16 protein-coding genes and 1 tRNA gene are annotated in these 24,506 nt (G+C 42.1%); 11 read left to right on the top strand and 6 right to left on the bottom strand.

What is annotated here, in order from left to right; translation table 11 throughout:
• Positions 1-53 precede the first annotated feature (53 nt).
• Entirely contained in the window at positions 54-590 is a 537-nt protein-coding gene (locus DDV96_RS15240; protein WP_116695647.1) for a hypothetical protein, read from the top strand.
• 241 nt (positions 591-831) lie between these two features.
• Here DDV96_RS15240 and DDV96_RS15235 read toward each other — a convergent pair whose 3' ends face one another.
• Positions 832-3,084, bottom strand: coding sequence for a zinc-dependent metalloprotease (locus DDV96_RS15235; protein WP_116695646.1), 2,253 nt, complete (start codon positions 3,082-3,084; stop codon positions 832-834).
• Between the two features lie 158 nt (positions 3,085-3,242).
• Here DDV96_RS15235 and lipB point away from each other — a divergent pair, with 158 nt between their 5' ends.
• Positions 3,243-3,968 (top strand): lipoyl(octanoyl) transferase LipB, encoded by a 726-nt coding sequence (gene lipB, locus DDV96_RS15230; RefSeq protein ID WP_116695645.1) that lies wholly within the window; start codon positions 3,243-3,245, stop codon positions 3,966-3,968.
• On the opposite strand, the gene DDV96_RS15225 is transcribed toward lipB, so the two are convergent.
• The 3 genes from DDV96_RS15225 to DDV96_RS15215 form a co-directional block, all read right to left on the bottom strand.
• Positions 3,956-7,819 (bottom strand): hybrid sensor histidine kinase/response regulator transcription factor, encoded by a 3,864-nt coding sequence (locus DDV96_RS15225; RefSeq protein ID WP_116695644.1) that lies wholly within the window; start codon positions 7,817-7,819, stop codon positions 3,956-3,958. The two genes, lipB and DDV96_RS15225, sit on opposite strands and share 13 nt — an antisense overlap.
• Before the next feature lie 108 nt (positions 7,820-7,927).
• A complete protein-coding gene (locus tag DDV96_RS15220) occupies positions 7,928-10,366 on the bottom strand; it encodes a hypothetical protein (RefSeq protein WP_116695643.1) in 2,439 nt (812 codons plus the stop codon).
• A 172-nt stretch (positions 10,367-10,538) separates the two neighbouring features.
• The gene (locus tag DDV96_RS15215; protein WP_116695642.1) at positions 10,539-11,147 is read right to left on the bottom strand and encodes a ribonuclease HII; all 609 of its coding nucleotides are present in this window, start codon (positions 11,145-11,147) and stop codon (positions 10,539-10,541) included.
• 225 nt (positions 11,148-11,372) lie between these two features.
• Between DDV96_RS15215 and DDV96_RS15210 the strand changes: the two genes are divergently transcribed.
• Entirely contained in the window at positions 11,373-13,265 is a 1,893-nt protein-coding gene (locus tag DDV96_RS15210) for a putative porin (protein ID WP_116695641.1), read from the top strand.
• 146 nt (positions 13,266-13,411) lie between these two features.
• Here the strand turns inward: DDV96_RS15210 and DDV96_RS15205 are convergent, their stop codons facing one another.
• Entirely contained in the window at positions 13,412-14,554 is a 1,143-nt protein-coding gene (locus tag DDV96_RS15205) for an acyl-CoA dehydrogenase (RefSeq protein WP_116695640.1), read from the bottom strand.
• 190 nt (positions 14,555-14,744) lie between these two features.
• Here DDV96_RS15205 and DDV96_RS15200 point away from each other — a divergent pair, with 190 nt between their 5' ends.
• The 7 genes from DDV96_RS15200 to DDV96_RS15170 all read left to right on the top strand — a co-directional run bounded on the left by DDV96_RS15200 (position 14,745) and on the right by DDV96_RS15170 (position 21,765).
• Positions 14,745-15,809, top strand: a complete 1,065-nt coding sequence (locus tag DDV96_RS15200; protein ID WP_116695654.1) for an anhydro-N-acetylmuramic acid kinase — start codon at positions 14,745-14,747, stop codon at positions 15,807-15,809.
• 67 nt (positions 15,810-15,876) lie between these two features.
• Positions 15,877-17,103: a Glu/Leu/Phe/Val dehydrogenase dimerization domain-containing protein gene (locus tag DDV96_RS15195; protein ID WP_116695639.1), complete on the top strand. Its 1,227-nt coding sequence runs from the start codon at positions 15,877-15,879 to the stop codon at positions 17,101-17,103.
• 18 nt (positions 17,104-17,121) lie between these two features.
• On the top strand, positions 17,122-18,501 hold the full coding sequence (gene nhaD / locus DDV96_RS15190) for a sodium:proton antiporter NhaD (RefSeq protein ID WP_116695638.1): 1,380 nt from the start codon (positions 17,122-17,124) through the stop codon (positions 18,499-18,501).
• 48 nt (positions 18,502-18,549) lie between these two features.
• Positions 18,550-19,251: a MotA/TolQ/ExbB proton channel family protein gene (locus tag DDV96_RS15185; protein ID WP_116695637.1), complete on the top strand. Its 702-nt coding sequence runs from the start codon at positions 18,550-18,552 to the stop codon at positions 19,249-19,251.
• Positions 19,251-19,643, top strand: coding sequence for an ExbD/TolR family protein (locus DDV96_RS15180; RefSeq protein WP_116695636.1), 393 nt, complete (start codon positions 19,251-19,253; stop codon positions 19,641-19,643). Before DDV96_RS15185 ends, DDV96_RS15180 begins: the two co-directional genes overlap by 1 nt.
• Before the next feature lie 41 nt (positions 19,644-19,684).
• On the top strand, positions 19,685-20,503 hold the full coding sequence (locus DDV96_RS15175) for an energy transducer TonB (RefSeq protein ID WP_116695635.1): 819 nt from the start codon (positions 19,685-19,687) through the stop codon (positions 20,501-20,503).
• A 44-nt stretch (positions 20,504-20,547) separates the two neighbouring features.
• Positions 20,548-21,765 carry a bifunctional folylpolyglutamate synthase/dihydrofolate synthase gene (locus tag DDV96_RS15170; protein ID WP_116695634.1) on the top strand — a complete coding sequence of 406 codons (1,218 nt, stop codon included), beginning with the start codon at positions 20,548-20,550 and terminating at the stop codon, positions 21,763-21,765.
• On the opposite strand, the gene DDV96_RS15165 is transcribed toward DDV96_RS15170, so the two are convergent.
• Positions 21,762-24,011: a transglycosylase domain-containing protein gene (locus DDV96_RS15165; protein ID WP_116695633.1), complete on the bottom strand. Its 2,250-nt coding sequence runs from the start codon at positions 24,009-24,011 to the stop codon at positions 21,762-21,764. The two genes, DDV96_RS15170 and DDV96_RS15165, sit on opposite strands and share 4 nt — an antisense overlap.
• A gap of 185 nt (positions 24,012-24,196) precedes the next feature.
• On the opposite strand from DDV96_RS15165, the gene DDV96_RS15160 reads away from it, so the two are divergent.
• Positions 24,197-24,271: transfer RNA gene (locus DDV96_RS15160), tRNA-Val, on the top strand.
• The last annotated feature ends 235 nt before the right edge of the window (positions 24,272-24,506 follow it).

Here is a 24,506-nt window from a genome sequence, read left to right as displayed (position 1 = left end):
AAGCCTTAGTATTTTTTCAAGTATTTTATTAACCAAATTTAAATAAGCCATTTATGAAAGCGTTCTTTTTGTTATTGCCACTATTGATAATTAACGCCTGCAATACGGCTAAAACCACTACAGGTTCTTCTCCTGCAAACGAAACAGGCCTAACCGAAAACAGCACACCATCGTGCCCAGAGGGCGGTACGTGCACCGTAGAAGTGCTGCAAAACAAGCAGCTAGTTTTAAAAGAAGATGGGATAGGGGCCTTGTACCCCGAAATAACAAACGGCGATAATTTGGTGGTGGTCTATACTTTTTTTCAAAAAGGGCCGGCAGGGACTGTAGACGGTAATTATACCGAAACTATTCATTTTGAAATACCCGCCACTTTAAATGAACTCTATAAAAAAGATGCATCGCTTCAAGATGTGACGCTATTGTACGAAAAACAGTGTTATTGCAAGGGAGAGGCGGGTTTTTACAAAGTGAAAAACGGTACTTTACAGCTAACAAAAACCAATGGCGAACTGCATTTTAACCTTCAGTTTACCGTGGATGAAACTTCGCATAAACTTTCCAATATCAGTAGAGCGATACAGTTATAATAATTTATTATGCTTGTCCGATAAAGAACCTAATAACGTAGGGTAAGCCTGAATTTTCGTTAACCCCGGCCCTAAAGGGAACGAAAATTCTTATATATTCAAATTCAATTTTTAATTTATTTTGGCTCTAGTATAACCTAACGTTGATTTTAATGTTAAACTAGAGCCTTTAATTTATATAAAAACAAAAAGGGACGCAGCTCGCATCCCTTTTTATCTTTTCAACTAATTTTAAAGTGAATTAATTCTTCAAAAGCTTTGAAGTTACTTTTTTATCACCGTTGGTAACTGTGATAAAGTACATTCCAGCATTTAGAGAGCTATAATCAAACGTTTCTTTAAATGTACCGCCTTGGTTGTTATATTTTTGGCCCGCAACTTGGCGTCCTCTAACATCATAAATCGATACTGAAACCTCGTTTGAAGCGGTGGTTACGAATTCAAGGTTAACGATACCTGTTGTTGGGTTGGGCCACAGGTTAAAGTTTTCAAGAGTGGTCTCGTCCACGCTTAAGTTTTCATCGATAAGGATATCGTCATTGTTTATATCAAAAAAGACGTTGTCGCTTCCTATGATCATTATTCTTGCATCGTTGCTATTGGGCACGTTGGGTACCGTAATTGTTTGGTTACCATCATTAGGGGTTTCTTCTGCTAATATAATATCGTATTCCATACCGTCAAGGCTGAGTAAGATATCAACGTTTGGACTGTTAACCGGTGCTACATCGGTGCCTGCCACATCCCAAGTAATGGTTTTTTGAGTCCCTTGTTTCCATTTAGCATTGCTATTTTGAGAAGTGATCTCGAAAGGTCCCGAGTTTCCATCCACGGTGAGGGTTATATTGTCACTAGCGCTGGAGGCTCCTCCTGCAAAATTATCACGAACGGTTAGTCTAAATCGCAAGGTGCGGCTAACCGAAGGTAAAACTTCCCAGGTAGTCTGGGTACCTCCAAGAAGCACAACTGGTAATTTAGGCATATACCGATTAGGAGAAGCAATTGGGTTTTTTGATCGAAAAGATGGGCCTCCAGTTGCTGTATTTACTGGTGGCATCGTGGCTATCTGTCTGTCAAACTGTTCCCAAGTGTACGATAGCACATCACCATCTGGATCGGTGCCGGTAGCTTGTAAACGAAAGGGGGTCGATTTGGGAATGGTATGGTTTGTTCCCGCATCGGCAGTGGGCGGATTGTTATTGGTGTTGCTCTGGGCGGCACACTGGCTGTTGCCATTGGTAATGTTGTTCCACATTTCTTGTATGCTTATTGCGTGAAAATAATCATCGCTGTTGGATTGAATATTGTATGGAGCGCAAACACCTGCATACGCCATGATGGTGCTGCCGCTTCCGGGTTCATACGCAGTAAGGTTGTTTCTGTTGCCACTACAAGAACTGTTAAATGTATGGTTAGCCCCAAATTGATGTCCCATTTCGTGGGCTACAAAATCCACATCGTAAGAATCACCTTTTGGTGAGCTAGTACCTGTAACACCTCTTGCTTTTGATGAAGTACATGGTACACGTAACTGAGCCAAACCACCAGCGCCAGTACTAAACGTGTGACCTATATCGTAGTTTGAAGAACCAATTTGAGAATCTATAGCTGTTTGGCTTTGATTAATTAAGGCTCCGGCGTTATTGTTTGTAAATGGATCAGTTGAGGCATTTAGGTAAATAATGTCTTCGTTGTTTGGCACAAGAACCATAGTTACTGCCAAGTCCCTTTCATATATGCCGTTTACACGGGTCATGGTAACATTCATGGCCGACAGTACCGCTGCTTTTTTTACAGCGTCTGGTTCACTGGGGTCCACTCCTTGGTCGTTAAGATGAAACTGGGCATATTCGCCAGTAGAAGCAATGGCTAAGCGAAAGGTGCGCAGTTTGCCGTCATCTGCGTTTCTTACATCTGCCGGAGTTTCTATAAGCGGCTCAACGGCATCTTCTACCAAACATTCAAAGCTTTTTGGGCTAGCAGGCAGTGACGCTGTAGCATACCCAATATAGCTTTTTTTGTCCTGGGTATAGGGGTCGATATAGTAGGTAGAACGGTGTGCCGAAGAAATCGCCACGTGTACCCCAACCTTGGATACGCTAAAACGGGCAATGGCCGAGCGGTCGTCAATCCCTTGGGCGACGTAGGAATCAATGCCCGGGAATTTTTCTTTTAATTCCTCACTAAGGACAGAAGCTTCAAATACTTTAAACCTTTCAACGCCTGTTTCGGTAGGCAAGGTAATGATGGTGTTGGAGCTTGTCGTGATATTTCTGGAAGGAGCGGTTGCCAAGATGGCTTTTAGGTCTTCGGTCTTTAAGTTGAAGAGTTCAAAGTGCGAAGGCAAGCTGCTTCGTGCTTCTTTTTTCTGTACCTCAACATTCTTAGGTGCAATACGGCTCCATAAAGATGAGGGGTTTTGCGCATACAACCCAAAACTGAAGAGAGTAAAGAGTAAGATTGCAAGATTTTTGGTGGTAATTTTTTTCATCATAATGTGTTTTTCTGAATAAGTGCTGTAAATATAGTGTGCTTTGGCTTCTTTTTAAAGGAATACAGTAACTTTTTGAATTAATGGGTGCTAATTTTTCAATTAGGGCTTAAAAGTGGATGAATACCCGTAATTTTGTTTTTTCAAAGTAAATGATCGGTATGGCAAACAATCACATTCAGGTGAACGATTTGGGGCTTAAAGATTATAAAGAAAGTTGGGCCTATCAAGAATCGCTTTTTAAAAACATACTGGATTGCAAGGTAAAAAACCGCCGGGAGGGTACGGCACTGCAAACCCCCAATTACTTTTTATTGGTGGAGCATCCCCATGTCTATACTTTGGGAAAAAGCGGCGATCTCTCAAACCTTCTTGTTTCTGAAGAAAAACTGGCCGAAATTGGCGCTACCTTCCATAAAATAAACCGGGGTGGTGATATTACCTACCACGGCCCCGGGCAGGTTGTGGGTTATCCTATTTTAGACCTCGAAAACTTTTTTACCGATATTCATAAATATTTGCGTTTACTGGAAGAAATGGTGATCTTGACCCTTGCCGAATACGGATTAAAAGCCGAACGCTCTAAAGGCGAAACTGGTGTATGGCTGGATGTGGGCACTCCCTTTGCCCGTAAAATCTGTGCCATGGGCGTTCGTGCCAGCCGTTGGGTGACCATGCACGGTTTTGCACTGAACGTAAATACCGATTTGGGATACTTTGACCATATGATCCCCTGCGGCATAAAAGGAAAATCAGTTACCTCATTAAACGTTGAATTGGGCAAGCCACAGCTGGCTATGGAAGAAGTGAAAGAAAAATTACTGAAACATTTCACGGTGCTTTTTGAAGCTGAGCTCATTGAGATGCACAAGACTCAAGTTGTTTGACTGTATTCTGAAGGCGGCACGCCAAACTCTTTTTTAAAACAACTGGAAAAGTAGGATATATTGCTAAAACCAACTTGATACCCAATTTCTGAAACCGTAACATCCTCTTTCTTCAATAAATTGGCCGCTACCTTTAACCGCTGGGAGCGTAGAAACTCGGTTGTGGACTGGCCAGAAAGTGCTTTCAGTTTTCGGTGCAATTGCATGCGGCTCAACCTCATAGCATTGCTGAAAGCTTCGGTTGTGAAATCCGGATCGGTTAAATGGGTGTCCAGCACCTCTTGTAAGTTGTCCAAAAACTGTTCATCGGCCGATGATACGGCAATGTCCTTGGGACGCAGCATGTTTTCTTCTGAAAAACGCTTTTGAAGTTTCCTTCGGTTTTCAATTAGATTTTGCGCTGTAGCCTTCACTAATTCTGGACTAAAGGGCTTGGTGATGTAAGCATCTGCGCCAATGCCCAGCCCGGCCAGCTTGTCGGTGATTTTAGATTTGCCGGTAAGCAAGATGATAGGGATGTGGCTTGTCAACGGGTTTTCTTTCAGTTCTTTTGTAAGGGTGAACCCATCTTTATCGGGCATCATCACATCGCTCACCATCACATCGGGGAGGTGTTTTTTGGCCAGCAACAAGGCTTCTGTGCCGTTGGTGGCAGTATGTATGTTATACCTATCTTCAAAAATGGAAGCGATGTAATTGCGTATTTCGGCGGCATCGTCCACGATAAGCAATATGGGAGCTTCTTCTGAAATCAATTTTTCAGTTTTGTCTATTTCAAAAGGTGCAGAAAACTGGGGTTTTTCTTGGCTGTTTTCATTTTCAGTAAGTATTTCAGAAGCTGTATAGTCTTGTTTTTCAATAGGTATTTTCACCGTAAAAACCGTAATGCCCTTTTTACTGCTTGAAACCGCAATGCTCCCTTTGTGCAATTCAACCAACTCTTTTGTGAGGGAAAGGCCAATGCCTGTGCCGCTTATTTGATCGTTTATTTGGTAAAACCGTTCAAAAACTTTTTGTTGTTCTTCGGGGTTTAAATAGCTACCGGTATTTTCAACTTTAAGTGAAAAATAGCCGTTTTCTCTATTGCTTGTAATGGTAATGCGTTTCTTTTCGGGCGTGTATTTCACGGCATTTCCCACGAGGTTGAACAGCACGGTTTCGATAATATCACGGTCAAACCAGTCTAACCCTTCGGTTGAAGGCGTGTTAATGGTATATTGAATGTTTTTCTCGTGGGTGCTTAACGTAAAGGCTTCGGCTTGGACAGCAACATATTTGGCAAGATTGCCCGGTTGTACCTTGAGTTTTAGAACGCCGCTTTCCAATTTGGAGAGCGCCAGCAGTTGTTCTACCAAAGCTTCCATTCGCTGGGTGCTGTTTTGGGCTTTCAGGAGGTTTTTACGTTCGTTTTTTGTGAGCTTGCCTGAAGCCAATTGATCTTCGACAGGACCTTTTATTAACGTTAAGGGCGTACGCAGCTCATGCGAAACGTTGGCAAAAAAGATGGATTTGGCCGTATCGAGTTCTTCCACGGCCTTAAGCTTGTTGTGGACTGCTTTTTGTTTGAATTTCAAGTAAAAATAAAGGTACATCAAAGCTACAAAAATCGTCATATACAAGATGTAGGCCCACCAGGTTTTGTGCCAAGGCGGTGCGATTGCAATGGTGATTTTTGATACGGGCGTATCGGTTTCTTTTTGGTAGGCTGCTTTTACAAAAAAGGTATAGTCCTCTGGTTTTAAATCGGAAAAAGTGACGGTATTTCCTGCTGCTTTCAACCAGTTTTTGTTTTCTTCCCCCAGTTTGTAGTAATAGTTTACTTTACTTGGAAACCGATAATCATGCAACGAAAAATGCAGGCTGAAATCGCGTTGGTCATAGTTTAGTTCCATTACTTCCGTATTGGTGGGAGTTTGCTGGGTTTCCTTGTTTTTGTTACCGTAAATTTTAATATCGGTGATTATGGGGGCATCCGAAACTTCTGGGTGGACATAATGTGCGGGGTTAATGATCTGTACGCCCTCATCTGTGCCAAAATAAAGCGTGTTTTCTGCAAAGGTGCTGGAGGTAAAAAGGCAGGCGTCCGAAATAAGGCCATCAGTTTCGTTGAGGTTCAGCAATTTTTCTTCAAAAGGGTCGTACACATACAGGCCATTTCGAATGGTGCTGATCCATAACAGGCCGTTACCATCGGTTTCCATAGCCATGGTTTTTTTGTCAAATAGTTCTCCGTCTATTTTCAATACTTCAAAAGTGTCGTTTTTTGGATTGTATTTGTTGATGCCGTAATCGGACCCAAAAAAAAGGTTGCCTTCTGGATCTTCGTGAATTTCGTATAGCACATTGGTGTTTATGGTGGTTTCATCTCCTTTGGAGTGCAAATACCTTGTGTAGCGAAAGGGGGCTTCTTCTGAAGTGATTTTGGAAACCTCGGGGACTTTATAAATACCGTTCCCCACGGTTATGATCCATAGGTTGTCGTTTGTGTCCCGTAATACCTGAAGGGTTTTAAGCTCATCATCTTCCGTACTTGTTTTAAACGAATAGGTTTGGAGCACGGTACCTTTTTTATCGACAATATGAAGCCCTTCCCAAGAACCAACCCACAAATAACCGTTTTTGTCCTCCGTAATTCCGTATACCTTTAGGTGTTTGCTATTGTTTTTTACAATGGGAACTGTTTTCACGTTGCCTTGCCAATCCATGAAATGAAGGTCGCCTTTTAAGTCGCCGGCCCAGATGCCTTCTGAATCTTTGTGAAGCGAAAAGATGCTTCGCCCTGATAAAGCCGAGGTATAGGTACCCTTGCTCTTCAAATAGGTGTGCAGTCCCGTCATCCCGCCTACAAAAACAGTATCGCCCTTAACAACGATGCGGCGCGCGTGCAATGGAATGTTGCCTGTAAAGACCGTTCCGGCCTTGTTTTCTTTGTAAAGCCCTTTTCGGGTGCCAATCCATAATATTTCCTGTTTGTCCAAGTACAAGGTGTTGATTTCTTGGATGGAAAAACCAGGATTATTGTTGTTCAACCGCTCTACCTTTTTGGTAGAAAGATGGTACTTGTAAAAATTATTGGCGCTGATAAAATAACAGGACTTATTTTGAATGTTGGATATAAAGTAAATAGGCTCTGGTACTTCAATTGGGGTTGGGGGACCGTTAAAATCGTAGCTATATATTTTTTTGTTGGCCCTGTAAATCAATTCGCCACTGGGCGTAACGGACATGCGTTCAATTGGTGTATTTTTCAATATAGGGATCAAGCTGTCCTGTTCAAAAGTATAGAGGGTGTTCTTTATTTTAACGAGTTCTTTTTCTTGCGGAGTTTCTTTCAACAGGATGTTCAGCGAATGGTCGCTTATTTTACTGAACACGTCGGAGTTCGGTTTTTTCCGAAACAATCCCGTATCGCTATCTACCCAAAGTGCTCCGTTTGTGGTTTGTAATAACTGGTATATAATGCTGCCTATGGCGTCTTCGTTATCTGTTTGTGATTTCGACACCGGAAAAAAACTGTTATCCGATGCTTGAAAATAAACCAGTCCAGCACCTTGGGTGCCTACCCAGTAATTTCCGTTTTGGGCCGGCACAATACAGCGTATCCAGTTTGCTGGCAGGGTGTTCTCCTCAAGAGGATTGTAGCGGTAAGAATTGAAGCTGCTGCCGTCGTAACGGTACAAACCATCTTGGGTTGCCAACCAAATAAATCCATTGGCATCTTGAACGATGGAGGAAATCCATAGGTTGGATACCGCATCCTCTATTTTTGTTAATTTAATGGACGTATTTTGTTGTCCCAAGAACAAACAGGGGAGCCATAAAAGAATAACAACAGCATAGCGTTGCAGCATGAGGAGAAGGTTTGTTTATTCTAAAAGTATGAAATTAAGATAAAAAAAACAATGGTTTTGGATAGCGCAGTTTTTTAAAGCTGAAATGGTTACTATTGAATGAAATTGTTACAGCGCATATAAAATCACCTCTTTATCCGATCCCTTAACTACCAATCCAACAGTGTTTTTTGAAGAAAGGCGTCCCAAATCGGCAGTTGAAGTCCCATAAACGGGAAAACCGTTTAAAAGCTCGCCAGCGGCATTGAATACATATACCTTGCTTTCTTGGGTTTCGGTGGTGGTGATGTATTTGTTGCGGTTTACCACACTTATTTTTGGCCGGGTGTAAATGCCAAAAGGAAGCTCGACCAGCTTGCCGTTAATGCGCAACAGGTTGTCGTCCATTGTTGCTTTTACGTTTCCGTTAACTGTAAAACCATAGCTGTTGCTTACATCAAGGGTTTGCGTCGTGGTTTTACCCGTTTGCGAGATGCTAATCTTGTTGTTGTCTTTGGTAATGACCACAAAATTGTTTTTTTCTTCTTCAATGGGGATTTCAGAAAATTCAAACTTTCGTGAAAGCGGCACCCTTACTTTTCCGGTACGGTGCAAAATGTTCAAATGGCCGTTTTCTTCTGCAATGACAATATAATCTTTATTGCCCATCCTAATGTGTTGTGGTGGGAGGACAATGTTGCTTTTGGCTTTTTTAAACGTAAACCCTTTTACAATGTTGCCGCTGTTGTTGTACATAAAAAGTTCTTTGCCCTGGGTGATGATAAAACGGTATTTGCGGTTGTTGCCGTAATCGAACACCGAAAGCGGTTGTGTAAAGTCATCTTTAAATTGAAGCGGAAAAGGCGCAACGTTGTTCCCGTTCCTATCTAAAACGTAAAAGTTGTTTTTGGTAACAAACGCCAATTGTTTTTTTCCGTTCCGTAAAATATCCACTTCTTGTATGTTGCCCAGAATAGGATTGTTCAGTTTTTTGGTCCAGAGGGTTCGCCCTTGTTCTGAAATAAAATACAGCTTATTGCCAATGTCCTGGACAACGATGTTTTTGCCGTTCGTCCGGTGGTTGGTAAAGAGTTGCGGTTCGCCTAAAATAGTGTTTTCCAGTTCCATGCTGAACAGTTCGGAGACCGTGCCCGCTTGTTGTTTTTTTGTTGAAGCCTCTTTGCACACCAAATTAACATGCGCAAAATCACGGTCGTACGTAAACTGAAGCAAGGCCAACGGATACTTTGAGAGGGAAACGGCCGTGATTTCCGAATGTGTTTCCGAAGAAAAATAGGGTGCAATGGCATCGGTGATGCGGCTTCCCATTTTGTACATTAAAATGGAGGAGGCGTTGCTCAACTGTGCCGAAGCGTCTTCAAAATAATGGGCCTTGCCCAGTACATCGTTGTTCTTGTACGCCGTGATAATGGCTTGGGTAACTGCTTCGTTTTCTGAAATCACAAAAAAACCGTTGAGTTGAAATGCTTGTGACAGTTTGGAAGTGGAGATTAATGGGTTGAGACTCTGGTAGAATAAATCGGACTGGTTAAAATCGTACACAAGGGTTTCCCTAAAGATGCTGTTTTCTGAAACGTACCGTGCCAAGGCCTCGGTTGTCATGTCGGCATCTATGCTTTTCAACACAATGGCATGACCTTCTTTTAAGGAGATTTCCCCCAGTTCATTGACCGAGCTTAAAATGTTGCCTATACCTTCTGGCGCTTCAAATTTTTGAAAAGGTTGTATGTGTTTTATAAGTTCAGTAGCATCGTTATAGGTGTAGGAAACGGCAGTCTTGGCCGTTGTGGGAATCAATTGTTCCAAGTCGTTTTGTTGTGGTACCTGCCCTTCAAAAATGGTCAAGAACTGCGGAACGGTATCCCGTGCCAAAGCAACGCCCGTAGCGGTCAAAGCGTTTGGTAATACGGAGAGGTCCAGTGCAATTGTTGTGGCAAAGTTGATCGTGGTGGAGTCGTTCAAAAATGCTTTTGGGTTGTTGACCACCGCGGTGAGCTCGCTGTTTTCTTTAACCGAAATGGCTTTTTTAAATTCCGGGGCCTGTTTGTTTTTTCTTTTTAAAATGGTTGCGACCATCTGTTGCGAACTGCTGGCAATAAAAACACTGTCCTGTGTGGCCGAGTAGGCGGTGTTGTTATCGATATTGATGCGTTGTAGCGAAATACCATCAAATTTCAACGTCTCGATCGATCGGTTTGCAATGGAATCAATGCTGAACACAGTAGTATCTTGACGGGTAACAAAGGTGTAATCGGTAACACTATCGTTGCGAGTGCTCAGTGCAAGAAAACTTTCGCCCTTTGGGTTGAGGTATTTAAAAAGGTTATGACTTTCGGTAAAATACGTGTGGAGGTCGGTTTTATTGAATGCCGAAAGGAGCGCGCTGTTTTTTAAATCGCTTTGTAGCGTTTCAAAATTTGAAATCCTCAAGACCACATCGCTGTCCTGCGGCACAAAATCGATCAGCGCCCCTTTTTTGGAAGCAACTTGATCACAGCCCCAAAAAAGAACCACAAAAAGCAATGCTAAATACTTAGAATGTCCCATGCCTACAAAAATAATAAGTAATTCGGCTGGATTAAGTTAAGGCGTAGACGATTTATTGACGGGTTGTTAACAGGTTTGCGGGAAGCTCGATGTCTAATTTTTAAAGATAGGTAAGAGTATTGACCCCCTCCGTCTTCGGCACCTCCCCCTAAAAAGGGGAGGAGAACTTCTGTCATTTTATTTTTAGGTTTAACTTCAGTTGCTCTGGTAGTAATTTAAAACTTTTACGATGATACGGGGTTGCGCCCAATTCCCTAATGGCGGCACGGTGTTCTTTGGTGGGATAGCCTTTGTTTTTTCGCCAGTTATATTCTGGATGTTTTTCGTGGATACGCGCCATAAAGGCATCACGCTCGGTTTTTGCCAAAATGGAGGCTGCGGCTATGTGCAAAAATTTGCCATCGCCTTTTATAACACATTCAAAGGGGGTTTTTCCGTAAGGTTTAAAGCGATTGCCGTCTATGGCAATAAATTCGGGTTGTTGTGTCAATTTTTCAATAGAGCGGTGCATGGCCAGGATGGAAGCATTTAAAATGTTGATTTCGTCTATTTCACGCATCATTACATGCGTGTAGGCATAGCATAAGGCTTCTTTTTCAATAATTTGTTTGAGTTCCAATCGTTTTACTTCTGAAAGTTGCTTGCTGTCGTTTAAAAAAGGATGGCTAAAATTGTCTGGCAGAATCACGGCAGCGGCGGTTACAGGTCCTGCCAGGCAACCCCTTCCGGCTTCATCGGTGCCACATTCAACAAGATGGTGATTTATTTTGAGCTTTAGCATGGTGCAAATTTACGGTTTTTTGAATTTTTGATTTGATATATTAGGATTAGCGATTTGAAATTTATAGCCGGTTTCTTCGATACGCTTTTCGTTTTGTTGATAAGCTGAACATTTGATTTAAGATTCGTACGAACGAAAAACACTCAGCTACCTAATATTGAGATTAGGGATTTGAAATTTTGGGATTTAAAAATTAGTTACCTTTGCCTTGAAAGTAAAAAATAAATGAAAAACCTGCTTTTACTACTTCTTTTGCTCCCTGTCGGAAATTGTCTATTTGCTCAAGACCCTTCAGAAAATACCGAGAAACCCGAAAAACCTCCCATAGATTTATACAAGATCGTTTCAGCAAATCGTGATACAACACATGTTGATACCACCTTAAGTGTTCAAAAACTGTATAAATTCAATTATTTACGGAGGGACCGGTTTGAGTTGTTGCCTTTTTCAAATGTGGGGCAGCCGTATAATTCACTGGCGTATAATTTTGATAAATTAAACTTAAAACCACTGTTTGTGGCGCAATCACACCATTTTAATTATATGGATGCAGGTGATATGCACTATTACAATGTTCCCACGCCGTTATCGGAACTGTATTTTAAAACCGCCTTTGAACAAGGCCAGCAATTGGACGCTTTTTTTACGGTGAACACCAGTGAGCAGTTTAATTTTTCGGTTGCCTATAAAGGCGTTCGCTCCTTGGGAACCTATCAAAATATATTGACCAGTAGCGGGAATTTTCGCTTTACCACGAATTATACCACTAAAAACAACCGGTATAAAGTACGAGCGCATATTACCGCTCAAGATATCCTAAATGAAGAAAACGGTGGGCTGCCGCCAAATTCCATTGCGTTGTTTGTAAATGACGACCCAGAATTTAACGATCGGGGCCGGATTGACGTCAACTTTGAAGATGCTGAAAATTTACTGAAAGGTCTACGCTTTTATGCCGATCACGAATACGAACTCATCAGTCAACGCGACAGCACCGCTTATAATGTTTTGGCCATCGGGAATCGGTTCAGTTACGAAGAAAAATCGTTCCTCTACACCCAAGATAGCCCATATAAAGGCTTTGGCGAATCTTATGAAAATTCAAATCTCCGCACCAGAACCAATTTAGAAGATTTCAATATTCAAGGTTATGCCCGGTTGGAAAATAGCCTTTTGGGAAACATCAGTGCCTTTGTGGGCTACAACGATTACAATTATGGTTACAATTCTGTATTGATTTTAAACGAAGGGAGAATAACCAACCGGCTTAACGGCAACTTGGTTCAGTTTGGGGCTGGTTACAAAAAACAGTACCGTGGTTTTGAGCTTTCCGGAAAAGGCGCCATCAACATTTCGGGTGATTACGATGCCAATTACCTGCAAGGCGCCGCTTCTTTTTCGTTTAACGAAGGCAATAAAGTGGAAGCATCGGCCACGGTACATTCAGTAGCACCTAATTTCGGCTTTCAATTATACCAAAGCGATTATGTGAATTACAATTGGCAAAACAATTTTGAAAATGTAAAAACACAAGAATTAAAGTTTGAACTGCAATCAAAAAAACTCTTGAATGCTTCGGTAAGTTATACGGGAATTGACGATTATACTTATTATAGCATTAAAGCGAACGACTCGACCCCAACGCCACAACAATTTGGGGAGCGGGTTGATTATTTAAAGGTAAAAGCCCAAAGGGAATTCCGTTACGGCAAGTTTGCGTTGGACAATACGGTTATGTTTCAACAAGCGGTGAGTGGCGAAGACGTTTTTAATGTGCCGCAACTGGTAACCAGGAATACGCTTTATTTTCAAGATGAATTCTTTAAAAAAGCCCTGTTTTTGCAAACCGGGGTTACGTTTAAATACTTTACGGAATATAATATGAACGCCTACGACCCCGTAATAGCTGAATTTTATGTGCAAAACGATCAAAAATTGGGCGGTTTCCCGTTGGTCGATATCTTTTTGAGCGCCAAAATAAGGCAAACCCGTATATTCTTTAAGTGGGAACACTTCAACCAGTTGTTTAAAAGCACCAACGATCATTTTTCAGCACCTGGATATCCGTACCGGGATGCGGTAATACGGTTTGGGCTGGTTTGGAATTTCTTTTTATGATTCTGGGGCTTCGGTACAATTTTTACTTTTTGCTTTCCGAAAAAAATAAAAATCACTCAACCACCTTATATATAAGAAACCCGACTAAAAAGCCGGGTTCGAATTTATTTTATTAAGGTCACTGAGCGGAGCCGAAGTGCCGAAAATCAATCCCGCAATAACCCTCTCGAAATAACAATTTTCTGTATCTCGCTGGTCCCTTCGTAAATCTGGGTAATTTTCGCATCACGCATCAACCGTTCTACGTGGTATTCTTTCACAAAACCGTTTCCGCCATGTACTTGTACCGCTTCAACTGCCGTGTCCATAGCTACTTTACTAGCGTATAGTTTTGCCATCGCGCCACTCATATCGTAGTTGTTGCCTTGATCTTTGTCCCAAGCCGCTTTCATCACTAAATGGCGGGCTGCGGTGATTTCGGTGTGCATATCGGCCAATTTAAAGGCTATGGCTTGGTGGTTGGAAATTTCAGTACCAAATGCTTTTCTTATTTTTGAATAGTCGCGGGCCAACTCGTAGGCACCAGCAGCAATTCCCAAAGCTTGTGCGGCGATACCAATGCGGCCGCCACTTAAGGTTTTCATAGCGAACTTAAAACCGAACCCGTCTTCACCAATACGGTTTTCCTTAGGCACTTTTACATCGTTAAAGTTTAATGTGTGGGTGTCGCTTCCGCGAATCCCTAATTTATCTTCTTTAGGGCCAACTTCAAATCCGTCCCAGCTTTTTTCAACAATAAAAGCGTTGATGCCTTTATGTCCCTTTTCTCTGTCGGTTTGTGCAATAACCAAGTAATAATCTGCGCTGCCACCGTTGGTGATCCAGTTTTTGGTTCCGTTTAAAATATAGTGGTCGCCTTTGTCAATGGCGGTAGTTTTTTGCGAAGTGGCGTCGCTTCCAGCTTCTGGCTCGCTTAAACAAAATGCGCCAATCGATTCGCCCGTGGCCAACTTGGTGAGGTATTTTTGTTTTTGTTCTTCGGTTCCGTATGTTTCCAATCCCCAGCAAACCAGGGAGTTGTTTACCGATACGATAACCGAGCACGAAGCATCGATCTTGCTCAACTCTTCCATCGCCAAAACATAGCTTATAGTGTCCATTCCGCCGCCGCCGTATTTTGGATCTACCATCATACCAAGAAAACCAAGCTCGGCCATTTTCTTTACTTGTTCGGTTGGGAACTCTTGTTTGTTATCACGCTCGATCACCCCGGGCTTTAATTCGTTATTGGCAAAATCGCGGGCTGCATCGCGAATCATGATATGTTCTTCGGAAAGACTGAAATCCATAAGCTTGTTTTAAAAATGTGTTAGTAAAAGTGGTGCAAAGATACCGTATTTAAAGTAAATATCAAACCTGCACTGCTGTCGATGAGTCTTAAGCGCTAAATTTAAAAAATTGTTCAACACCTTCATTTTAGTGTTGCTGAATTCAACCTTCGAAAGCGGTGTGAAACCCTTATTTCATTATTTTTACCCTATGAAAAACAACAACTATCATGTGCTCGGTGTGATGAGCGGCACTTCGCTTGACGGGGTTGACATCACGGAATGCTTTTTTGAAATTTCAAGAGAACAGCAATGGAGCTTTACCATAGGAGCTTCGGAAACCATTGAATATCCAACCATTTGGAAAAGGACACTGCAGCAGGCGGTACAGTATTCCGAAGAAAAATTGACCGAACTGGATGAAAACTATACCGATTATCTTTCCCAGATCATTTCGGCCTTCATTTCAAAACACCAAATTACGGACATCGATGCGGTTTGTAGCCATGGCCATACGGTGCTGCACGAACCTGAAAAAGGCGTGACGTTTCAAATAGGCAACCTGCCTAAATTGGCCACTTTAATTAAGCAAAAAGTGGTTTGTGATTTCCGCGTGCAAGATGTAAATCTTGGTGGACAAGGTGCTCCTTTGGTTCCCGTTGGCGATGCTTTTCTTTTTCCCGAATACGATTATTGCTTAAACCTGGGCGGTTTTGCCAATTGTTCTTTTGAAAAAAACGGCAAAAGAATTGCCTACGACATTTGCCCGGTGAATATCGTTTTGAATTTATATGCCGAAAAATTAGGCGAAAAATATGACGACAAGGGTGAAATGGCAGCTTCTGGAGAACTAAATAGCGGGCTTTTGAACCAGCTGAACCATTTGAACTTTTATAACGAAGAACCACCCAAATCATTGGGGTTGGAATGGGTGAAGGCGTATATATTTCCAATTCTGGAAACTTCAGGTGAAACATACAGGAATATACTGCGCACCTTTACCGAGCATATTGCCATACAGTTGGGGCGTCAATTTTCTGAAGGGAAAAAAGTGTTGGCCACGGGCGGGGGCGTTTACAATTCTTTTTTAATAGACCGTTTTAAATCCCTTAGGAATGTGGAGTTGGTTGTCCCGTCAAACCAGTTGATTGGGTATAAAGAAGCCCTTGTTTTTGGGTTGTTGGGAATATTGAAATTGCGCGATCAAGTAAATTGTCTGTCAAGCGTGACCGGGGCTAAAGAGAATCATTCCTCTGGTTTGGTGTTTCATCCATAAAAAACAACTGAAAAACGAATAGCAACCGTTTTTAAGTTTTTATATTTGCGGACAAAATTGTCCACTAATGAAACAACTACTTAAAAAATACGAAGATAAAGCACCAGAAATCGTTTTTCACTGGAACGACCCAGAAACCGAAGCCCAAGGCTGGACGGTCATCAACTCGCTTAGGGGTGGAGCTTCCGGTGGGGGAACCCGCATGCGCAAAGGACTCGATAAAAATGAAGTGCTGTCGCTGGCGAAAACCATGGAAGTGAAATTCACGGTTTCCGGGCCACCTATTGGCGGCGCTAAGTCAGGCATTGATTTCGACCCCGAAGACCCTCGAAAAAAAGGGGTGCTGGAGCGGTGGTACAAAGCCGTTTCGCCGTTGCTGAAATCGTATTATGGTACCGGTGGCGATATGAACGTTGACGAAACCCATGAAGTGATCCCAATTACCGAAGAAAGTGGTGTGTGGCACCCGCAAGAAGGTGTTTTTACGGGGCATTTCAACCCTTCGGAAGCCGATAAAATAAACAGGATTGGCCAATTGCGCCACGGCGTGATCAAGATGTTGGAAAACACAGATTACTCCCCAGATGTTATGCGCAAATACACCGTGGCCGACATGATCACCGGCTATGGCGTTGCCGTTGCCGTTAGCCATTATTACGATATTTACGGCGGAAGCATTAAAGGAAAAAAGGCCATTGTACAAGGGTTTGGAAACGTAGGTGCGGCCGCAGCGTACTACCTCTCCCAGATGGGTGCCAAAGTAGTAGGCATTATCGACAGGAATGGCGGGATTATCAATGAAGAAGGATATAGCTTTGACGAAGTAAAAGAATTGTTCCTGAACAAAAACGGAAACACCCTTGTGGCCGATAATATGCTTTCTTTTGAAGAAATGAACCAAAAAATATGGAGTTTGGAAGCCGAAATTTTCACACCATGTGCGGCCTCCAGATTGATCACCAAGGACCAGATATCGCAAATGATCGATTCTGGCTTAGAGGTAATCAGTTGTGGTGCCAATGTGCCTTTTGCAGATACCGAAATTTTCTTTGGCCCCATTATGGAATATACCGATGAGCGGGTAAGCCTTATTCCAGACTTTATAAGCAATTGCGGAATGGCGCGCGTATTCGCTTATTTTATGGAACGTAAGGTGCAAATGACCGATGAGGCCATTTTCAACGATACTTCTATGACCATTAAAAATGCCATACAAAACACGTTTGACCATAATAGTACCAAAACGAACATTAGTAAAACCGCTTTTGAAATCGCCTTGAAGCAATTAATATAGTCAACTGCCTATACCCTTATGGAATTGATCATTATTGTAATTTTTGCACTGGGCTACTTGGCCATTACTTTAGAACATCCTTTAAAACTGGATAAAACCGTGCCTGCCTTGATAATGGCAGCTTTAATTTGGGCACTCCTTGCGGTAGGGTTTCACAACGGCTGGTTCGATGTGATCGATACGAAAGAAGAAGCGTTGAATTTTCTAACAGAAGGCAAATTGGCCGATGAAGGGTTCAACAATGTCCTATTGCACCATCTGGGCAAAACGGCAGAGATATTGATTTTCTTGATAGGTGCCATGACCATTGTGGAAATAGTGGACCTTCACCGAGGGTTTAATATCTTGAAAGGTGTTATAAAAACCAGGAGCAAACGCAAACTGCTGTGGATCATTGGGGCCTTGGCTTTTTTCCTTTCGGCCGTCATTGACAACCTTACGGCGACCATCGTGCTCATTACCTTATTGCGCAAATTGATACATAAGAAAGAAGACCGCTTATGGTACGCCGCTTTGGTGGTAATTGCTGCCAATGCCGGAGGAGCTTGGTCGCCAATAGGCGATGTGACCACCACCATGCTCTGGATCGATGATAAAGTGACTGCAGCAGGTTTAATTGAGTTTGTCGTCTTGCCGTCCATTGCTTGTTTTGTTATTCCTTTCTTTATAGCCAGTTACTTAAAGCCTTTTCAGGGAAGGATCGAAATGGATACTACTGAAAATCACACTGCCGAACGTTTGCTGAGCAGTAAAACCATGTTGATTTTGGGCTTGGCGATGATTGTTTCGGTACCGGTTTTCAAGACCATAACCCATTTGCCCCCGTATGTGGGCATGATGCTGGCATTAGGTGTCGTATGGCTTGTTTCAGAATATATTCATCCAGAAGAAGATTTTAGTAAAGAAAGGCGTCATTTGTACTCCGCCCATAAAGCACTGTCTCGAATTGAAATTTCAAGCATTCTGTTTTTCTTGGGCATTTTAATGGCAGTAGCGGGTCTGGAAGCTTTGGTATATGGTTCAGTAAATGGAGAAGAAGTGGGGACGCTTCGGTACGCGGCAGAATACTTGGATATGGCCATTCCCAATCAAGACATCGTGGTCATGTTGTTGGGGATATTTTCGGCCGTAATAGATAATGTTCCATTGGTGGCTGCATCTATGGGAATGTACGAATCCCCAACTGATTCGGTGCTGTGGCACTTTATAGCCTATTCTGCGGGAACGGGGGGCAGTATGCTCATTATTGGCTCGGCAGCAGGGGTTGCCGCAATGGGTATGGAGCGCATCGACTTTATTTGGTACCTTAAAAAAATAACTTGGCTGGCCTTCATTGGCTTTTTGGCCGGGGCAGGTATATTCCTGTTATTTGAACGCGTGATATTTCACCATACGTAACAATTTCTGTAAACATCTATCGTTATCCTATAAAACCTTAAAAAATTTATGCTAAACTTCTTAATTCAGGAAGGTGCAGAGCAAGCGGCACAAGCCACTGAACCTGAAACAACCGAGAAAACACTTTCCGTACTTGAACTCATAATGAACGGAGGCCTCGCTGCCCAGATTATTATTGGGGTATTGTTTATTTTACTGTTTGTCGCAGTTTATATATACTTTGAAAGGCTTTTTGCCATTAAAGCGGCTTCTAAAATCAATAAAAATTTTATGAACCAGATACGCGATCACGTAGCGGGCGGGAACATTCAAGGAGCCAAAGTGCTTTGCGCACAACAGGACAGCCCCGTTTCAAGGCTTACCGAAAAAGGGATTTCCCGTATTGGTAGCCCTTTGGAAGACATAAACACCGCCATTGAGAACGCTGGTAGGTTAGAAGTCTATAAATTAGAAAAAAATGTGAGCATCTTGGCGACCATCGCCGGTGCTGCGCCTATGATCGGGTTTTTGGGTACGGTAATTGGTATGGTTTTGGCATTCCACCAGTTGGCAACCAGTAGCGGGCAAGCAGAAATGGGTGCCCTGGCCGAAGGTATTTACACGGCAATGACGACAACGGTTGCAGGTTTAATTGTAGGTATTATCGCTTATATGGGCTATAATCATTTAGTGGTGCGCACTGATAAGGTTGTGCATCAAATGGAAGCCACAGCCGTTGACTTTTTAGACTTATTAAACGAACCAGCATAATGAATTTAAGAGGAAGAAATAAAATAAGTCCAGAGTTCAGTATGAGCTCCATGACCGATATTGTGTTCCTGTTACTGGTGTTTTTCCTGTTGACGTCCCCCGCGATTACCCCCGATGCATTGGACTTGATCTTGCCGAAAGCAAAAGGCAAAACCACCAACGTACAAAAAGCATCGGTAAGTATTACCAATGATGGTGCCTATTACGTAAATAAAGAGCGGGTAAGCGAATACACTATGGAAAAAGAACTTAAAAACATCCTTGCAGGGCAAGAAAAACCAACCATCATTTTGCGTGCCGAAGAGGGCGTGCCCATTGAAGATGCCGTTTTTGTCATGGACCTGGCCAATAAAAACAACTATAAAATTGTCTTGGCAGTACGGCCTAATTAGGTTTTGTAGCCTATTATCTAACATCTCATATTTAAAATCTCATGTCTATCTTAGACACCAAACATAAAAAAAAGAGCATGGTCATCACGGTAATTTTACACGTGATCATCCTCATTTTATTGTTTTATATGGGATTGACCTATTTAGATCCACCACCAGAAAATGGAATCGCCGTCAACTTCGGGACTACCGAAACCGGAAGCGGAAACATTCAACCTACCGAACCCATAAAAGCAGCACCAAAGGAAACCACGCCACCTCCTGTTTCGCAGCCAAAAACCGAAATTAAGGAAGAGGTGGTCACCCAAGATATTGAAGATGCCCCGGTAATTAAAAAAGAAAAAAAGAAAGAAGTTCAAAAAGAAACCCCAGTTAAGGAACAACCCAAAGAAAAACCCAAAAAACCAGACCCAAAACCCGACAAAACCACAACCGATGCGTTGTCCAACTTGATTAACGCCCCAAAAAGCGATGGAACCGCAAAAGGGAGCGAAGGAAATGATGATACGGCTGGCGATAAAGGCAGCCCCGATGGCGATGCCAATGCCAAAAGTTATTACGGTACCGGAAAAGGCTTGGACGGAGATGGCAATTATTTATTGGGAGGCCGAAAAGCTCTGAACAAGAAAAAATTTGTACAAGACTGTAACGAAGCCGGAAAAGTGGTAGTGAGCATTGAGGTGGATAGAACTGGCAAAGTAATTAGCGCCACTCCTGGCGTTCGCGGTACCACCAACAATTCAAAATGTTTGTTGGAACCAGCCAAACGGGCTGCTCTCGCCACTCGTTTTAATGCAGACGATAACGCTCCAGCAAAACAAATAGGAAAGATTATCTATAATTTCAGCCTTTCGGAATAAATAGTAGCTTTGTTTTCATTAAATAATCCTTTAACCTTTACATTATAAATTATCAAGAAACCATAGCGTGGCTATTTGCTCAACTGCCTATGTACCAACGCGTGGGCAAAACAGCTTTTAAAAAGGATTTATCCAACACGCTAAAGCTGTCAAAGCACCTTAATAATCCTGAGCGACACTTTAAAAGCATCCACGTAGGCGGTACCAACGGAAAAGGTTCGGTGAGCCATATTTTGGCTTCGGTTTTACAGGAAGCCGGTTACAGAGTTGGGTTATACACCTCGCCACATTTAAAGGACTTTAGGGAACGCATCAAGATTAATGGGCAGCTAATTTCGGAAGAAAAAGTTATTTCCTTTGTAACTGAAAACAAATCTTTTTTAGAAAAAAATAATCTTTCATTTTTTGAAATGACCGTTGGGTTGGCGTTAGATTATTTCAGCAAACAAAAAGTGGATATTGCCGTTATTGAAGTTGGGATGGGCGGTAGGTTGGACAGTACCAATATCATCACCCCAGAAGTCTCCGTAATCACCAATATTGGTTTTGACCACACCGCTTTTCTAGGAACTACCTATGCTGAAATAGCTTCGGAAAAAGCCGGGATCATCAAACCGAACATTCCTGTCGTTATTGGCGAAACCGTTCCGGAAACCAAAAAAGTGTTTCAGAAAATCGCTTCAGAAAAAAAAGCACCGATCACGTTTGCCGAAATAACTGAAATTTCGGAATATGAAAGTGATTTAAAAGGAATCTATCAGCAGAAAAATAAAAAAACGGCAGTAAGTACCTTGAAAGTACTTCAAAAAAACGGTTGGGATATTTCAGAAGAACACCTCCGAAAAGGAGTCTTAAATACAGTAAAAAACACAGGTTTACAAGGGCGTTATCAAACGCTACAAGAACACCCAAGGGTCATTTGCGATACGGCACACAACAAAGAAGGGCTGCAGTTGGTTCTGCAGCAAATTCAAGAAGAACCTTTTGAAAACCTCCATATTGTTTTAGGTGTTGTACATGATAAAGATTTGGAAAGTATCTTGCCATTGTTTCCTAAAAAAGCCACGTATTATTTTTGCAAACCTGATGTTCCCCGTGGGTTGGAAGTTTCAATTTTAGCAACTTCAGCCAAAAAATTTGGCTTGACAGGAACCACTTTCAATGCTGTAACCGAAGCCTATCTTTCAGCTTTAAAAAATGCTTCGGAAAACGATTTGATTTACGTGGGAGGAAGCACTTTTACGGTAGCAGAAGTGGTTTAATTTTTCGTTTTAAAATTACTTTTTTTCTTCTTATCAGGATTGGTAAACAACCGTTTAAAGAAACCGTCGCGTTTGGTGGGTGCGCAATCCAGCATTTCAGCAACCGTAGCACTGGGGTTTTTAAACTGCGCTTTGGTTATCGCGTTGAAGGTTGTGTCTTTGTTTATTTTTTGCAACAATTTTGCGGCGATGGGCAAGGCGGCATTCGCACCTTGACCTGTGCGTGTCGTTTTAAACCCGATGCGGTGATCGTCGTTTCCTACCCACGTTACGGTAACCAATTTTGGCATGACCGAGACAAACCAAGCGTCTTTGTTGGATTGTGTGGTGCCGGTTTTTCCGCCTAAATCGTTTTGTAGCCCATAGGTGTTTCGCATTCTGCTTGCCGTTCCAGTGTTGACGACCGATTGCAACAGCTCGACCATGATTTGTCGGGTTCTTTCAGAAAAAGCAGGTTGCACCGTATCGTTTGTGTGGTCGAATTCTTCTAACAATTCGCCTTTTTTATTTTCAACTTTCAATAAATAGTAGGGCGAAACGGGCTTGCTATCATTAACATATGCGGCGTATGCTCCGGCCATTTCATAGATGGAAAGTTCGGCGGTTCCCAAGGCCAAGGAAGGGACTTTTGGCAGGGTTGAGGTAATGCCTAATTTTTTGGCAAGTGCAATCGTGTTTCCAATGCCCGCTTCTTCCAGCACTTTTACCGAAACGGTGTTGATCGATTTACTTAAAGCGGTTTTTAGACTATAATTGAGGTATTTTTCGTCAATATTTCCCGAATTTGAAGGGCTCCAACCTTCCATATTCTCATATTCCACTTCACGGGCCGAAAAATAATCACAGGGCGCTACACCCTGTTCCAAAGCTGTGGTATAAACAATGGGCTTGAACGTGGAACCTACCTGCCGTTTGCTTTTTTTTACGTGATCGTATTTAAAATGTTCAAAATTCACGCCGCCAACCCAAGATTTTACAGCTCCGGAATGCGGATCTATCGCAAGCATCCCGGCATTCAAGAACTTTAAATAATGCTGTACGCTGTCAATCGTACTGGCGACTACCTCTTTATTGCCCTTACTACCATACCACCACATTTTCTTTTTTACACTCAGGGAATCCATAATCGCTTTTTCTGAAAGGTCTTTGGCTTTTAATTTTTTATAGGCTTGAGTTTTTTTTACTACGGAAGCAATTAAGGTCTTATTGGAAAGCCAAGGGGCGTTCTTGCCAAATTCTTCTTCAAACGTTTTTTGAAGTTTTTGAAGGTGTTCCTTCATCGATTCTTCGGCATATTGTTGAAGGGTTTTATCAAGCGTAGTGTAAATTTTCAGTCCGCTGGTATATAAATTATACGGTGTGTCTTTGGTTGAATTTTCTTTACACCAAGCGAGCATCGTATTGCGAACCTCTTCTCTAAAATACGGGGCGAGTCCCCTTTGTTCGTCGTAATGGCCAAAATCCAGTTTTAACGAATCTTGAAGATTGTTTTTGTATTCAGCATCGGTTAAAAAACCGTATTTGTGCATTTGGTGCAGAACGGTGTTTCTTCTTTTTATATTCTGTTTTGGGAACCTTTTTGGATCGTACGTATAGGTGGCTTTTAAAGTTCCGATTAGAGTTGCCGCTTCCGTTGGGGTTAATTCTGATGTTTTTTTGTTGAAATATTTAAGGGCTGCGCTTTCAATTCCGTAGGTATTTCCGCTAAAGGGGACGGTGTTGGAATATAGTTCGAGGATTTCTGTTTTAGAATAATTTTTTTCCAATCGTCTGGCAACGATCATCTCCTTGGTTTTTACTACTGGAAGGGTGAAGATTCCATAATCTTTCCTGCTGAACAAGTTTTTTGCCAATTGTTGGGTAATGGTGCTGCCGCCGCCACTGGACGCGTCTTGCAATAAAATGGTTTTAAACAATACCCTGAACAGGCTTTTTATGTCTATTCCGTTGTGGTCATAAAACCGGACGTCTTCTGTGGCAATCAATGCATCGATAACGTGTTGTGGTATCTCTGAATAAGCGATTGGTTGTCTGTTTGAAAGGTAAAACTTACCGATAAGTTCATTGTTCGTGTCGTAAATTTCGGAAGCTTCGTACTGCGAAAGCTCTTGTATGTCTGTAGAGGTTGGGATGTGGCCCCACAACCCAAGGCGGACACTTATTATAAACACGCAAAGTAACCCAACAAAGCCTGCCGTTATTTTAAAAACAACAGAACCAATTTTTTTTAACCTGTCTTTTTTCATGCTTTTTACACCCTGATAGTTCAACAAATAAACGCAAACTTGGGGTGTAGATTATAGGTTTAACGTAACTTTATAATCTTGAAAAATGTTTTGGGGCGAGGCAGGAAATGTATAATTTTAATTTTTTTATATTTTTTGTTTGCGGTAATTAAAAAGTAGCTTATATTTGCAACCGCTAACAGCAAGGGCGCGTAGCTCAGTTGGTTCAGAGCACTTGGTTTACACCCAAGGGGTCAGGGGTTCGAATCCCTTCGCGCCCACCGATTAAAAGCTTCCATTTATTGGGAGCTTTTTTAGTTTATGGACGAATTTTATATTTACATACTATATTCCAATTCACTTGACAGCTATTATGGATCAAGAACATTTTGGATCAAGAACATTTTCTGGGTTTTTGAGTTTTTAAGCAAATAATTTTTCAAGTCTGTACAGGAAGAATTCAGTTCTTCTTACGCCTCTTAATTGTGCTCTAAATGCTTTAATTTTTGCATTAAA

It is taken from the genome of Marixanthomonas spongiae (genome assembly GCF_003095375.1).
GTDB classification, from domain to species: Bacteria; Bacteroidota; Bacteroidia; order Flavobacteriales; family Flavobacteriaceae; genus Marixanthomonas; species Marixanthomonas spongiae.
Note: the sequence above shows the minus strand (reverse complement) of the source record. Positions and strands in the feature narration are given on the sequence as shown.